Below are 13,964 nucleotides of genomic sequence, written 5' to 3'. Positions count from 1 at the left end.
GTTCCCTGTTCCCTGTTCCCTGTTCCCCCATGATTCAAGACCGCGAACCCGGCTATAACCTAGCCTTATATCATCTTTTTAAATGGTCAGTGGTCAGTCCACTGTTCTATAGCTACTTCCGAGGACGGGTGTATGGAGTGGAGAATGTCCCCAAATCCGGACCCCTCTTGGTTGCAAGCAATCATGCCAGTTATTTTGACCCCCCCATGATTTCTTGTGCTGTGGAGCGTCCCGTGGCCTATATGGCAAAAGAAGAACTTTTTAAAAATCCCATTTTTGCCAAAGCCATTCGTCTTTATGGGGCTTATCCTGTAAAACGTAAAGCGGCCGATCATAATGCGATTCGTTCCGCCTTGGAGTATTTAGACAAAGGTTGGGCCACTGGGGTGTTTCTCTCCGGAACCCGTACCCGTGATGGTCGCATTCCTAACCCTAAGCCGGGTGCTGTCTTGATTGCGGCCAAGGCTCAAGTTCCCATCTTACCCGTCTCCCTTTGGGGAACAGAGGCGATTTTTCAAGGATCCTCCAAGCCGCGATCCGTTCCCGTCACGATTCGTATTGGAGAACCTGTGAACCCCCCGCAATCGGGCGATCGCGAGGGGTTGGAAGCGGTGACTCAACACTGTAGAGAGGTGATTGAGTCACTACATGATCTGGGTCGTTAATAAGAATTTCCTTAGTCGATCGCCTTGAGGAGTTGTTCCCGGCGAACTCGGGCCTCACCATAACTAGGAATCCAAGCCACCCAATAGTCTTCCACCTCTTCGCACAGGAGTAGGGCCTCGTCGGCACTATAGTCGGTGAGGGGATCCCGGAGTTGCACCCATTGATCAGCTTCAGGGATGAATCCCCCCACAGATGTCATGGGTTCCTGAGAAATGCTAATAGTCATGGCGATAAAACTTAGTTTATGTATCAAGCAATACAGAAATTGTACGAAAGTTTATGAGAAAAACGCTCAAACTCGTATTAAAACTTAACAAGGGGGAGAAGAGTTACCACTTCAGGCACAGAAGACATAGAGGAGGGGGAAGAGAGGAGGAGTTTCCCATTAGGGGTGTGACCCCTGATGGCTCTGTCCCTGACTTGGTTGGCTTTCAAGACGGGGTACTTTAGAATCGGGCAGAACCTACCAAAATCTCACCGCCATGACTCAGCATATTGAAGTTCTCCCGGATAAAACTGCTCTAGTGCAGCGTAGTACGGCTCTCATTGTCGAGAAAATTCAGACCGCCATCGCCCAGCGGGGGACTTGTACCATTGCCCTATCGGGGGGTAGCACTCCTAAACCCATTTACGAGGCCATTGCTCGCCATGACCTACCCTGGGACCAACTCCATATCTTCTGGGGGGATGAACGCTACGTTCCCCCAGATCATCCTGACAGTAATCAACGTATGGCTCGGGAAGCTTGGCTAGACCAGGTTGCCCTCCCCCCGGGGAACATTCATCCGATGCCCACCGGTAGCCAAGACCCAGAAACCGATGCAGACTGCTACGACCAGCAATTAAAAACATTTTTTAACCTAGAGTCTGACGTGTTTCCCTGTTTCGATATTATGCTGTTGGGTATGGGGGATGATGGCCATACCGCCTCGTTGTTCCCTCATACCGAGGCCTTAGAAATTTGCGATCGCAGGGTGACTGTAGGGAACAAAGACGGAGACCCTCGCATCACCCTTACTGTTCCCGTCATTAACCTCTCCCGCACGATTGTCTTCGCCATTGCCGGAGAAAATAAACAAGGGGCCCTCGCTCAAGTCTTCGCCTCAGAGGGAGATGAATACACCTATCCCTCGCGATTGATTCAACCCGTCGATGGCGAGATTTGGTGGTTACTCGATGGGGAGGCGGGAGCCCAGGTAACGGCCACTGTCAGCTAACGGGAGTCGGTACCCATCGCGACAGCCAACCCCTCCCCATTGTGCCTTTGTCCTACTGACTGTGCTGAGTTTGATGATTGTTTGTCCCCACTGTGATCATGTCAACCCAACGGGAACCCTGGAGTGTGGCTCCTGTCATACTCCTTTAGCGGTTGATGCCACAACCCTAACCCTCCCCGGCGTTGACTCAGCAACCGTCTCACAAGCCCCCATCGCACAATTGCTTCATCAGCAAAGCCAACGCCAGATTGCTTTACCCCGGCAATTTACAAGGTTTCGCTTGGGAAAAGCCAATCCTCGTATTCCTCCTGATTTGGATGTATCGGGCTTTGCCAACGCTCAAATAGTCTCGCGGGTTCATGCAGAAATTCAACAGGAGGGGCAAACCTATTATGTTGAAGATCTTGGCAGTTCCAACGGGACGTATATTAACCATATGCTCCTACCTCAAGGAAAACGTCACCTACTTCAAGGGGGCGATCGCATTGCTCTTGGAAAAGGAGATTTAATGACCTTTATCGTTCAGTTCACCGAATTAGACCGTGATTAAAACAGGGATAACCTCCCTCTAGCATCGGTTTTCGAGTCTATTGTCCTGGTTGCCTCTCTACCTCACCGTTTTTCTGTCGCGTGATTACTCTAACCCTCCTCCACCCCCACCAATCGATCCCGCTCAAACGCTGGACGTTTGAGGATGACATTGTTGTTCGTATTGGTCGTGCTCCAGATAACCATGTTGTCCTGTACAGTGCTGTCGTCTCTCGCTATCATCTGGAACTTCATTGTGATGATAAACGTCAGTGGTACCTCGTGAATCTAGGGACGAATGGAACCTATCTTGAGGATTCTCCCATTGAGGAAATCCCCGCCACTGACGGCTCAATTGTCCGCCTGGCTCGGACGGGTCCCCAGATTCAACTCCATGTGAGTAAGCCGCCACCGGTGTCTCCAGCACAGAAGTTGCTCAAACACCTGCAAGATCGAGGAACCCCGGATGAAGATACCACCAGTGAGGAGTCTTTCCCCCCAGCAACACAGGTGGTGCAGGAGTCATCCCCAGAAGTGTCCTCCGACTGAGGCCATTCTCAGTCTTGGCGGCTTACCTTGGGTACGTTGTTTGGCTTGATGAGCTGCAAAATTTATGACCTTGTTATCCGGCTTTGTCTCTCGTTGCACCCTAATGGTTCTCTTGACAACGGGGGTCATGCTCTCCCCGGGGGGAAGGGTATTATCCCATGGGACTTCAGTTCCATCCCAACCGCGTCTGGCCCAGGCGGAGTCGCCCTCAGACTTTGGTGAGGCCCTTCTGGGAAAATGGTTTTCTCCCTCGGCCCTGGGTGGGGAACCCCTGACATTTATTTTTACTGAGGCGGGGGTTCTTCATTTTATTGTCACTCTCCCCAGGGGACGCACGGTGTCCCAGGAATTCGGCTATGAGGTGAGCAACGGTTCCCCCAATGCCGTTGATTTGATTCTCCCCAATGGCGATCGCGTGGCCACCATTGCCGAAATCACGGACTCGGGAATATTACGCTTTCAAATCGAGGGGACTCAACCCGGTTCACCCCGGCCCAATGACTTTGATGAAAATGTGGCTGAGTTTGAGCGAGTCTCCACATCCACGGAATTGCCCGCCCGTCTTGTGGAAGCCAACGCCTTAGATATTTTGATTGATATTAGTCGGGCCCAACGAACCCATTATTTGGAATTCCGGGAGTTTGCTGATTCCACGGAACCTCTTAATTCTCAGCCGGTTCCCCTGGAGACGGATGATTATCGCATCGAGATTGAAACCAGCCAGGGTAGTGGTCACCAGGTTCGCATCACCGCCACGGCGAAGCGAGAAGATTTACGCAGCTTTACCAGTGGCGTGTTTATGGTCCCCAATGAACGGGGTCTGGAGGTGTCTCTCGTGGGAATCTGTCGCAGTGATGAGCCGCAGTTGACGGCCCCCGCTATGCCAATCCCCCCTGAAACGTCAGAGGGGACGGTGACGTGCGCTCCGGGGTCCCATTTAATGGAACGTTAGTCTTGACATTTTTTCTATTTTGTGGTAAGACAAGCCATTAAGCTGAGGGGAGCCGTTCACCTCGAATAGCGTAATCGAGCAATTGCATGGGGTGATAGAGAGGTGTCTGTCGCCCCTGGAGTTGCAAGTGTTTCTGGATTTGCAGGGAACAGCCGGGGTTGGCGGAAACAATGATGTCGGCCCCGGTATGGCTGAGGTTGTCGACTTTGAGTTGTCCCAGCTCATCGGCCACCTCCGGTTGCAGCATATTGTAAACTCCGGCACTGCCACAACAGAGGGCGGCATCTTGGGATTCCCGCAGAGTCACTTGGGGAATTTGCCGCAGCAGTTGCCGGGGTTGGGCACTAATTTTTTGCCCGTGAATCAGATGACAGGCATCTTGATAGGCGATCGCCAACTCGCCGTCCGTCAGGGGATGCAGGGGAGCGGTAACCCCCACCTCGATGAGAAACTCATTCACATCCCGAACCTGACTGGCAAAGGCTTGGGCCTTATGGCGATAGGTGGGGTCATCTTGTAGGATATGTCCATACTCCTTGAGGGTATGACCACAGCCAGCGGCGTTAATGATGATGTAGTCCACATCGCTGCCTTCAAAGCTATCAATCATCTGACGGGCGATCGCCTGGGCTTGGGCTTCTTGTCCCTGATGAGCCGGTAATGCCCCACAACAGCCCTGGGTCTTGGGAATAATGAGTTCGCAGCCATTTGCCGTCAAAACTCGCGCTGTAGCCCCATTAACAGGGTCAAAAAATAGCCGTTGCACACAGCCGAGAATCATCCCCACGCGATAGCGTTGAGTCCCCTGAGGGGGAATCCGGGTGGGAAAATCAGCCTTGAGGGCCTTGGGGTCAATCTCCGGTAAAATCCCTTCCATGGCCCCTAACCGGGGAAAAACACGGTTTAACAGACCCGTAGAACGCACTAACTGACGTAGACCGGATTTTTGATACACCAGTAGGGGATATAACAGGGGTCGTAGGCGATTGGGATAGGGGAAAAGGTTAAAAATCAGAGACCGCAGTAGGCGATCGCCCAAGGAACGGGGGACATTCCGTTCCACTTGAGGACGAGTTGCGGAAATCAATTTGTCGTATTCCACCCCTGAGGGGCAAGTGGTGACACAGGCTAGACAGCCGAGACAGGAATCAAAATGTTGACTGGTGGCTGGCTTCAGGTCTGCGTCCCCCTTATTGATAGCATCCATCATGTAGATGCGTCCTCGGGGGGAGTCCATCTCTTTGCCAATAACGCGATAACTCGGACAGGTGGACAGACAAAAGCCACAGTGAACACAGGTATCAATTAAGTCCTGTTTCGGGGGATGTTGACTGTCAAATCCCGTTTCGTTGGCGGTGAGGTCCCCGAGATGGGGATTTTGTCCTAGGAAGTTGCTTTCTTTGGCGGGTATGGAGGTCATGGGGAAGAAAGGCAAGAGGGGGGAGGCAAACCACAGAGTCACAGAGGACACAGAGGGGGAGGGGCAAACCTGGAGGTTTGCCCGGTTGGGGTTAGGGGGTTTCGCTGGATTTGGGACTGTCGGGGGAGTCGAAGGGATCGGGAATGGAACTGGATTCTGGGGAGGTTTCCTCAATCTCCGGTTCGGGTTCGGGGTCGGGTTCCGGGGAGGTTTCCTCAATCTCCGGTTCCGGGGAGGTAGCTTCGGGTTCGGGTTCGGGGGAGGTTTCCTCAGCGTCGGGTTCGTCGTCGTCGCTATCCGTATCTGGGACGGTTTCAGCGTTGACGGTGGCCACGGGGGCGATCGCTGGAATGGGTTTAGGATCTCCTTGAATCCCCAGTTGTTGCTTGGCTTGGCTAATGACATAGCGGCTGCCGGAAGACCCCACCTCCAAGAGGGATTTACTTAAATCCGCAAAGCGATTTTCACTGTGCTGGTTGGCCTGGTTTTGATACCAGACCTTTGTATTATAAGTAATTTGTCGAACATATTGTCCTGCCCAAAAAAAGATGAGAAACACCAGACAAAATATCATCCACAGCAGGGTGAGAATTTCCTTTAATAGCTTCCCTGTCAGGGATAATGCCTTGGAATAGGTGTCTCGGGTCTCGGGATTGAAAAGGAGTTCGCTTACTAGAGAAAATTGTTGTTTGAGTCGATTCATGAGTGGTTGTCAAAAAATGGTTTCAGGAATTTGACATTATCATATATCCTTTTTTTGGCGGTTCCCCGGGATTAGGCCAGGAAGCGACCGGGACTGAGGCGAGTTTGGGGGTCAAACGTCTGTTTAAGCCGTGTCATGGCGATTCTGGCGGTGCCGAGATCACCCCAAGGGTCAATGTGACGTTTGAGGTCTTGAGGGGCTTCTAAGATAGTGAGAAAGCCAGCGTTAGCTTGGCAATGGCGACGCAGTTGGCCGAGAATGCTGCTGGTGGCTTGAGAACGGGGAAGGCTGAGATGGCCCAGGCCGCTACCAGCATAGAAGCGGGCGATCGCCCTCTCCTTGGCGTTGTTTCCCTGAACCTGAGCCAAAATCTCCTCAAGACGGTCTAAGGTAGAGATCATGGCTGTTGGACGTACCCCCCATTTGAGCAAGAGACGCTCCTGGGGGGTTCCTTGTTCAAGGGCCTGTTGTGCATTTCCCCAAAACCCCTGTTCTTCTTCGCCCTCCAAGGGGGTAACAGCCAAGGTTAGCCGTTGGGCCAACTCCTGGAGGCGATCGCACTGTTGTTCCACACTCACCGCCACATTTTGCACCCGAATCCCTAACCCCAAGTCTCCCTCTAGCTGTAGCCGACGGAGCAGGCCCGGAGACAGTAAATCCAGAGCCGTGGGAACCACAGAGGAACGTCGAATCGCCAGCATCGCCTCCTCAATCTCCGAGGCCCCTCCCGTCATCACCAGAGTTGTGGAGGCTTCCGGAAGCGGGTAGAGACGGAAGGTTAACTGGCTGATGACTCCCAGGGTTCCATAGGAAGCGGTGAGGAGTTTCATCAAATCATAGCCCGCCACATTTTTCACCACCCGTCCCCCAGCCTTCACCAATTGTCCATCATGGCGGACAAAAGAAATCCCGATGAGGCGATCGCGAATGCTGTTATAGCGTTGTCGCCAACTTCCCATGTCCCCCGTGGCCACAATTCCGCCAATCGTGGCATCATCGGCATAGATGGGGTCGATCGCCAGAAACTGCTGAGATTTCGCTAAAATTTCCTCAACTGTTCTCAATTTTGCCCCGGCTTCCACCGTCACCGTTAAATCCCCAACGGCGTGTTCCACAAGGCGATCGAGGTCACGGGTGGAGATCACCCAGGGAGCCTGTTGCACGACTCCTCCCCAATGGAGTTTAGACCCCGCTCCCATGGGAATCACCGCAACTCCCCACTCATGGGCAATCTGCATGACCTCAGTTAACGCCTCAACCGTCTGGGGATAGATAACCGCTTCGGGAGTCTCCCCCGTTGTCGCCTCCTGAAGACGATGGCGTTGCCTCTCTCCCAAGTCCCCCCAGTCAACAATTGTCCCCCCTGTCCAATGTTCTGCCAATTCCGCAACCCGTTCACCCATAATCTCCCTGGCTCCTAACTGACGTTGCACCGCGATCTCCTAGACCGTTATCTCGCAGACTGTGTCTCCTAATACAATATGGTACAGATTGACCACGTTCACTTCTACGTTGACCAGGCCCAAATTTGGCGTGACTGGTTTGTTCATCGACTGGGGTTTCAATGTCAATCGTCCCGAAGGACTCCTGACTCTGAACAGGAGGTTCTCGACAATGGTCAGCTCCGGCTCCATCTCTCGGCTCCCCGTCGCCCAAATAGCCCCATTGCCCAGTTTTTACAGAAACACCCCCCCGGGGTTGCTGACATCGCCTTAAGGGTGCAAAATCTCGCGGAAATCTGCGCTCATCCCAGGGTGACGGTATTAACCCCTCCCCACCCATCCTCAGCGGGAGAACTCACCGCTCAAATCGCCGCCTGGGGGTCCTTGCGACATACCCTCATTCAAGGAGGGGAGCGAGAGGCCCGGCGATTCCCCAGGAAGGGGCCCGTCGGGGGAATTGACCATAGTGTGCTTAATGTTCCCTACGGAGACCTGCAAGCCGCCGTAGAGTGGTACTGCGATATCTTAGGCTTTACCCCCCAACAGCAATTTACCATCGCCACCGCCCGCTCCTCTCTCCATTCCCAAGTCCTAGTCCATCCCGACAGCGGCGTTCAGCTTCCCATCAACGAACCCACCTCCCCCAACTCACAAATTCAGGAATTTCTAGACCACAATCGCGGGGCTGGGATTCAACATATCGCCCTCAGCACCCCAGATATCCTCTATTGGGTTCCCCAACTGCGACAGTTAGGGCTATCCTTTCTCAAGGTTCCTGGAACCTATTATGACGGCCTACGTCGGAAACCGGGGTTTTGTCTAAAAGAACCCGAATGGCGGCGACTGGTGGAGGCAGAAATTCTGGTTGATTGGAATGACGCCACCTATCCCGCCCTCCTCCTGCAAACCTTCACCAAACCCATTTTTAAAGAACCGACGTTTTTCTTTGAACTTATCGAACGCCGTTCTGTTAATGTTCAGGGAGAATTGATGACAGCTCAAGGCTTCGGTGAAGGAAATTTCCAAGCCCTTTTTGAAGCCGTCGAACAACAACAACTACAACGGAGGAAACCCCAACCCTAGACCCTCCCCCGAACCCAAATGATGCGTCCCGGCATCTCTCTTGCCTCTTGCCTCTTGCCTTTTGCCTTCTTCCCCCATGTCTTCTCCCCTCGTCAGTCTCATTACCCCCTGCTATAACGATAAACGCTATATTCGTCAGGCGTTGGAGTCAGTCCAACAGTCTAAGTATTCTAATATCGAACATTTCGTCATTGATGATGGCTCAACCGATGGCACGGATGAGTATTTAGACGAGTTGCGATCGCAGTTTTCGTTCTATTTCATCAAATCTGCTAAACATATCGGAGTTGCCGCCGCCCGCAACTTGGCAATTTCGTTATCCAAAGGTAAATATATTTTACCCCTCGACTCTGATAATTATTTCGCGCCAGGCTACATTGAAACCTTAGTCAATCAAGCTGAGCAGCTCCCCGAAAAATATTGTCCACTCTATCCAACCATGGTGCTCTTTGGAGAGGTGAATACTACCATTCCGGCTCAACCCTGGTCTGTCGATAAACTCCTCAAAGCACCCTTTATTCACGTCAACTCCCTATTTCCCCGCAAAGCCTTTGACGCGGTGAAAGGCTTTGACCCCAATCTGCCCTTGTTTGAGGATTATGACCTGTTTATTGCCATGGCATTAAAGGGATTTGTGGGTTACCCTGTGCCGGAGGCGAGGTTACATTATCGGATTCGTCAGGATGGCTTAGCTGACCATTTTAATCAGCGAGGTGGGGAAACCCAAACTCAGCGATGTCGCCGCTATATTTTTCGGAAGCGTCAAGGGGAGTTGGAACACCTTAAACTCGATAACCATCCCCAAGTCTCGATTCACCTCCAAGGAACCCGTCGCCAACGTCCTAATGAAACCCTGAATACTCGTCTTTTACATCTGATTCCCCCCGATGCAATGCGGGTTATTGAGATAGGGTGTCAGACGGGGGAGATGGGGGAGGCGTATAAACGCATTAACCCTCATGGAACCTATCTGGGGATTGATGAGAATTCAGAACACCTGGCAACGGCTAAATCTCGCCTCGATCAGGTGTTTCAGAGTTCCCTGTCTCAGATTGCCAATTTGGCGATCGCCCCCGGTTCCATCGATTGTGTGTTAATTTCTCTGAATTTAGCCCAAGTGACGGAACCGGTGAAATTGTTACAAACCTTGCGTCTTTGGCTAAATCCCAATGGACAGGTTATCTGTGCCGTTCCCAACCCCTACTATTGGCAAGCCATTCTTGGGCTATTGCAAGGGCAACATCAGGATACATTGGATGTTAACGATGTCCAAAAAATCTTCACAGCAGCCAACTTGCAACTCTTTGAAATGGAGCGATATGGAGATGGTACTGAGGAATCTGCGGCGTTTCAAAAGCAATTAAAACCTGTTTTAGATGCCTATAAAATCCCTCTAAACGGCTATGAAAAACGGAGCAAGACAGAAGCTTATTTAGTGCGAGCCTGGAAAGGAGAACAACCACTCAAACGACTGTTTGTGCAGACGGTGCTGATTTCGACGATGGCCTCGGATCAGGTGCGAGTGTATCAACCCGATCGCTGTATTCGGACGATTCCTGGGGTGCGTACCGATGCCGGACTCTATAATGTGCGCTTGGATGCGGCATTACCGGGGGAAGAAAAGGTCTTTATCTGGCAGCGATCGCGTTTGACGAAAGCCGATGCGATTCAAAAACAACGGCAACTGATTGATGCCGGATATCTCATTGTCGTCGAAATGGATGATGATCCACGGTTCTGGCAAGAGCATATTGATACAGACTTTATTACCTATCGCAGTTGTCACTGTATCCAAACCTCCACCGAACCCCTGGCTCAGTTTCTGCGTCAGTTCAACCCCTATGTCAAGATATTTCCCAATCAACTCCCGGAACTCCCCCCAGCGCGGGAGTATCGTCAGGATGGCCGGATGACGGTGTTTTTTGGTGCTTTGAACCGAGAACGGGATTGGCAACCGTTGGTTGATAGAATAAATCGAGTCCTGAAACCCTTGGGCGATCGCGTCCAAGTGCAGGTGGTTCACGATCAAAAGTTCTTTCAGGCCCTGGAGACTCCCCATAAGCACTTTGAACCCACCTGTTCCTATCACCGCTACCATGAACTGCTGCGTCAGGCGGATCTAGCTCTGCTTCCCCTCAACTACACCGAGTTCAACTCCATGAAGTCGGATCTTAAGTTTATCGAATGTTCCGGCCAGGGGGTGGCGGTGTTGGCCAGTCCGACGGTTTACGCCGCCTCGGTGCAGGATGGACAAACTGGGGTAATATACGAAACCCTGGAGCAGTTTGAGGAGAGGTTCCGCCGTCTGGTGACGGATACCCCCTGGCGGCGACAACTGGCCCAAAACGCCTATGACTGGGTTCGCGATCACCGGTTGTTATCGCTCCATTATCGGGAACGAGTCACCTGGTATTGGGAGATGCGATCGCGCCTCCCGGAACTGAACGAAGCCTTACGTCAACGGGTTCCTGAGATTTTCCCCTAATGGCCCCCCCACCCTCGTTAACCGTGTATTTGAAGTCCCTGAATCTGCAAGCCTTCCGCAACTATACGGCGCAAACGGTACACCTGACAGCACCGAAAACGATTCTGGTGGGGAATAACGCTCAGGGAAAGTCCAATCTCTTGGAAAGTGTGGCCCTGCTATCGACGCTGAAAAGTCAACGGGCCAGCAGCGATCGCGAGTTGGTGCAAAATGAGGCGGCCATGGGACAAATTCGCGGCGACTTGGAACGCATCACCGGGGAGATTGAGTTAGAAATCCGCCTGCGGCGATCGGGCCGACGCACGGTGTTAGTTGATCGCCAGGCCTGTCGTCGTCAAGTGGATTTCCTCGGCTTACTCAATGTGGTGGAGTTTTCCAGCCTCGATTTAGACTTAGTGCGCGGTTCCCCAGACGATCGCCGCCGCTGGCTCGATGGGTTAGTGATCCAACTCGAACCCCTCTACGCCCATCTCCTCAAGGACTATAGCCAGATTCTACGTCACCGCAACGCCCTACTCAAACAGTATCGTGGTCGCTCCCAGGCGAGCGATGAGGCCATGCGTTCTGTCTTAGATATACAACTGGCGACAGCGGGGGCCCGAGTCATGCGACGACGTTGGCGCGCCATCCAGCGCATTGCCCCCCTGGCCCAACGGTGGCATCAAGAGATTAGCGGCCAAACCGAGTATTTATCCGTTGATTACGCTCCCCAAGTGCGAGATATCCCCGATTTCAACGATGCCGAGGCCGTGCGTCAGGCCGTTTTACACCAACTGCGCGATCGCCACCCCGCCGAACGCCACCAAGGAACCACCCTCACCGGCCCCCACCGAGATGAGGTGATGCTCTCGATTAACCAAACCCCGGCCCGACGCTATGGTTCCCAAGGCCAACAGCGGACGCTGGTGTTAGCCTTGAAACTCTCAGAACTACAACTCATCGAGGCGGTGGTGGGAGAACCCCCGGTGTTACTCCTCGACGATGTTTTAGCCGAGTTAGACTTGCAACGACAAAATCAACTCCTGGAAACCATTGAAGATCGCTTCCAAACCCTCATCTCTACCACCCACCTGGGAGCCTTTGATGCTCAGTGGCTCAAGAGTTCCCAAGTGTTGCGGGTTTGTAGCGGCAAAATCGAAACCCCAGAGACGGTTCACCCTACCCTGGGAGCCTCCTGAGTCCCCCAAGGGTTGAGGTTTCCCAAGCTTTTTAAATTTTTATGACGAGATTGACAGAGAATGCGTATAATCAGAAAAGGTTTTTCGTATTCTGTAATGGTTTGCTACAAACCTTTAACACAAGGATACGACTAGCCCCTAGAATGTCAAGAGTTGTGAACGATGCCCCGGATACTCGTCATTGACGATGACCCCGCAATTTCTGAACTGGTTGCCATCAACCTAGAAATGGCTGGGTATGAAGTGAGCCAAGCTGAAGACGGTGTCAAAGCTCAAGCCTTGGCAATGCAGCTAGTGCCTGATCTGATTGTTTTGGATTTGATGCTGCCGAGGGTAGATGGGTTTACCGTCTGTCAGCGGTTACGTCGCGATGATCGAACAGCGGATGTTCCGATCCTCATGCTCACCGCGTTGGGGCAAACCCAGGAGAAAGTCGAAGGGTTTAATGCCGGCGCCGACGACTACATGACCAAACCCTTTGAGATTGAGGAGATGCTGGCGCGGGTTCGGGCCCTGTTGCGACGGACAGATCGCATCCCCCAAGCGGCCAAGCATACAGAAATCCTCAATTACGGCTCATTAACCCTGGTTCCTGAGCGGTTTGAGGCGATTTGGTTCAATAAAACCGTTAAGCTCACCCATCTGGAGTTTGAACTCCTCCATTGTCTGTTGCAACGTCACGGACAGACGGTGTCTCCCAGCGATATCCTCAAGGAAGTGTGGGGCTATGATCCCAACGATGATATTGAGACGATTCGGGTGCATATTCGCCATTTACGCACCAAATTAGAGCCAGATCCTCGCCATCCTAAGTATATTAAGACGGTCTATGGAGCTGGCTATTGTTTGGAGTTGCCTGGCAATGAATATACCGAGGAGGGAGTATCAGAAGTTTCCTCGGAATCGAAAGGTTAGTTGAATGCGTCGTAGCAGGCCAGAGAGATGACGGTGCTGAGGGCCTCCGACTCGGGGGCCAGGTTTTCAGCGACTAACTCTGACCCAACCCAGGCCTCGGTGAGTACCATGGTCTGACAGTCAACAATACCAAAGACTTCGTCATTGCCAATGGTATAGCTAACATTGGGACGAGTCCAGCAGCGATCGCTAGGGGGGAGGTCGCCACATTGGAAATTAACACCGTTATAATACACCTCCTCGCCGGTGGCGGCGATGCCCATATAGTCTCCCCTGGGGGCAGGAGAGCGAGGAACTGAGGTAGGGGCTGGTGTAGAAACAGGGGCTTGAGCCACCGGTTTAGGAGCTGTGGGAGGTATGGCGGGGGCTTGTGCTGTGGTGGTTGGGGTTTCTGTCAACTCAGCGGCCACGATGAGTAACACCATTTCGAGATCGCGGCATTCGGGATCTCCTTGACAGGAGGCCGCTGGAATCCCTTTGGGTTGGTAGAACAGGCGTGCGGGTTGTCCAACTAAAGCACTGTCATAGCAAACCTCGAACTCAGCGAATTGCTGGCTAAGGTGACCCCCCGCCCCGAGGACTTCGACAAAGCAGGCGCGATCGCCCATCTCTAAACGTTGAACGGTTCCCAACTCTACTTTAGGTTGTAATGGCGCGGGAGAGGCGCTTTCACTGGGGTCTGTGACGGCTTCTGAGCTGGGGGAGGAGGCGCTGGTTTGATCAGCGGTTTGGGCTGTTTGAGGATTACAGGCCCCTAGGGTTAAACTGAGCAGAACCGCTGTCCAAGCGGAATAAAGTTTAGCCATTAACGAATGCGCCTTGCAAC

At 52.7% G+C, this 13,964-nt stretch carries 14 protein-coding genes; 9 read left to right on the top strand and 5 right to left on the bottom strand.

Annotated features, from left to right (window positions below; all coding sequences use genetic code 11):
* Positions 1-29 precede the first annotated feature (29 nt).
* Positions 30-665, top strand: a complete 636-nt coding sequence (locus tag NEA10_RS01270) for a lysophospholipid acyltransferase family protein (protein WP_252663426.1) — start codon at positions 30-32, stop codon at positions 663-665.
* A gap of 11 nt (positions 666-676) precedes the next feature.
* Here NEA10_RS01270 and NEA10_RS01265 read toward each other — a convergent pair whose 3' ends face one another.
* Positions 677-892, bottom strand: a complete 216-nt coding sequence (locus NEA10_RS01265; RefSeq protein WP_252663425.1) for a hypothetical protein — start codon at positions 890-892, stop codon at positions 677-679.
* Positions 893-1,148: 256 nt separating this feature from the next.
* Here NEA10_RS01265 and pgl point away from each other — a divergent pair, with 256 nt between their 5' ends.
* From pgl to NEA10_RS01245, 4 genes are all read left to right on the top strand, one after another.
* On the top strand, positions 1,149-1,883 hold the full coding sequence (gene pgl / locus NEA10_RS01260; RefSeq protein ID WP_252663424.1) for a 6-phosphogluconolactonase: 735 nt from the start codon (positions 1,149-1,151) through the stop codon (positions 1,881-1,883).
* Between the two features lie 61 nt (positions 1,884-1,944).
* Entirely contained in the window at positions 1,945-2,433 is a 489-nt protein-coding gene (locus NEA10_RS01255) for a double zinc ribbon and FHA domain-containing protein (RefSeq protein ID WP_309494524.1), read from the top strand.
* A gap of 80 nt (positions 2,434-2,513) precedes the next feature.
* Complete coding sequence (locus tag NEA10_RS01250) at positions 2,514-2,960, top strand: FHA domain-containing protein (protein ID WP_252663423.1); 447 nt, start codon at positions 2,514-2,516, stop codon at positions 2,958-2,960.
* A 64-nt stretch (positions 2,961-3,024) separates the two neighbouring features.
* Positions 3,025-3,912: a type IV pilin-like G/H family protein gene (locus NEA10_RS01245; RefSeq protein WP_252663422.1), complete on the top strand. Its 888-nt coding sequence runs from the start codon at positions 3,025-3,027 to the stop codon at positions 3,910-3,912.
* A 37-nt stretch (positions 3,913-3,949) separates the two neighbouring features.
* On the opposite strand, the gene NEA10_RS01240 is transcribed toward NEA10_RS01245, so the two are convergent.
* The 3 genes from NEA10_RS01240 to NEA10_RS01230 all read right to left on the bottom strand — a co-directional run bounded on the left by NEA10_RS01240 (position 3,950) and on the right by NEA10_RS01230 (position 7,468).
* Positions 3,950-5,332, bottom strand: a complete 1,383-nt coding sequence (locus tag NEA10_RS01240; RefSeq protein ID WP_252663421.1) for a (Fe-S)-binding protein — start codon at positions 5,330-5,332, stop codon at positions 3,950-3,952.
* Between the two features lie 91 nt (positions 5,333-5,423).
* Entirely contained in the window at positions 5,424-6,035 is a 612-nt protein-coding gene (locus NEA10_RS01235) for a hypothetical protein (protein ID WP_252663420.1), read from the bottom strand.
* A 71-nt stretch (positions 6,036-6,106) separates the two neighbouring features.
* Positions 6,107-7,468, bottom strand: coding sequence for an FAD-binding oxidoreductase (locus NEA10_RS01230; protein ID WP_252663419.1), 1,362 nt, complete (start codon positions 7,466-7,468; stop codon positions 6,107-6,109).
* Between the two features lie 48 nt (positions 7,469-7,516).
* Between NEA10_RS01230 and hppD the strand changes: the two genes are divergently transcribed.
* The 4 genes from hppD (at position 7,517) to rpaA (ending at position 13,138) form a co-directional block, all read left to right on the top strand.
* Positions 7,517-8,560: a 4-hydroxyphenylpyruvate dioxygenase gene (gene hppD, locus NEA10_RS01225; RefSeq protein ID WP_252663418.1), complete on the top strand. Its 1,044-nt coding sequence runs from the start codon at positions 7,517-7,519 to the stop codon at positions 8,558-8,560.
* 76 nt (positions 8,561-8,636) lie between these two features.
* Complete coding sequence (locus tag NEA10_RS01220) at positions 8,637-11,045, top strand: glycosyltransferase (protein WP_252663417.1); 2,409 nt, start codon at positions 8,637-8,639, stop codon at positions 11,043-11,045.
* A gap of 23 nt (positions 11,046-11,068) precedes the next feature.
* On the top strand, positions 11,069-12,223 hold the full coding sequence (recF, locus tag NEA10_RS01215) for a DNA replication/repair protein RecF (protein ID WP_252665243.1): 1,155 nt from the start codon (positions 11,069-11,071) through the stop codon (positions 12,221-12,223).
* A gap of 162 nt (positions 12,224-12,385) precedes the next feature.
* Complete coding sequence (gene rpaA / locus NEA10_RS01210; RefSeq protein ID WP_252663416.1) at positions 12,386-13,138, top strand: two component system response regulator RpaA; 753 nt, start codon at positions 12,386-12,388, stop codon at positions 13,136-13,138.
* Here rpaA and NEA10_RS01205 read toward each other — a convergent pair.
* Complete coding sequence (locus tag NEA10_RS01205; RefSeq protein WP_252663415.1) at positions 13,135-13,944, bottom strand: hypothetical protein; 810 nt, start codon at positions 13,942-13,944, stop codon at positions 13,135-13,137. The two genes, rpaA and NEA10_RS01205, sit on opposite strands and share 4 nt — an antisense overlap.
* Positions 13,945-13,964 lie beyond the last annotated feature (20 nt).

The sequence above is a fragment of the Phormidium yuhuli AB48 genome, assembly GCF_023983615.1.
GTDB lineage: Bacteria > Cyanobacteriota > Cyanobacteriia > Cyanobacteriales > Geitlerinemataceae > Sodalinema > Sodalinema yuhuli.
Note: the sequence above shows the minus strand (reverse complement) of the source record. Positions and strands in the feature narration are given on the sequence as shown.

What these genes read in the sequence shown, in the direction of transcription:
- NEA10_RS01270 (WP_252663426.1), top strand. Translation starts at nt 30, where the DNA reads ATGATTCAAGACCGCGAACCCGGCTATAACCTAGCCTTATATCATCTT.
- pgl (WP_252663424.1), top strand. Translation starts at nt 1,149, where the DNA reads ATGACTCAGCATATTGAAGTTCTCCCGGATAAAACTGCTCTAGTGCAG.
- NEA10_RS01235 (WP_252663420.1), bottom strand. Translation starts at nt 6,035, where the DNA reads ATGAATCGACTCAAACAACAATTTTCTCTAGTAAGCGAACTCCTTTTC.
- NEA10_RS01245 (WP_252663422.1), top strand. Translation starts at nt 3,025, where the DNA reads ATGACCTTGTTATCCGGCTTTGTCTCTCGTTGCACCCTAATGGTTCTC.
- NEA10_RS01265 (WP_252663425.1), bottom strand. Translation starts at nt 892, where the DNA reads ATGACTATTAGCATTTCTCAGGAACCCATGACATCTGTGGGGGGATTC.
- rpaA (WP_252663416.1), top strand. Translation starts at nt 12,386, where the DNA reads ATGCCCCGGATACTCGTCATTGACGATGACCCCGCAATTTCTGAACTG.
- hppD (WP_252663418.1), top strand. Translation starts at nt 7,517, where the DNA reads ATGGTACAGATTGACCACGTTCACTTCTACGTTGACCAGGCCCAAATT.
- NEA10_RS01205 (WP_252663415.1), bottom strand. Translation starts at nt 13,944, where the DNA reads ATGGCTAAACTTTATTCCGCTTGGACAGCGGTTCTGCTCAGTTTAACC.
- NEA10_RS01220 (WP_252663417.1), top strand. Translation starts at nt 8,637, where the DNA reads ATGTCTTCTCCCCTCGTCAGTCTCATTACCCCCTGCTATAACGATAAA.
- NEA10_RS01240 (WP_252663421.1), bottom strand. Translation starts at nt 5,332, where the DNA reads ATGACCTCCATACCCGCCAAAGAAAGCAACTTCCTAGGACAAAATCCC.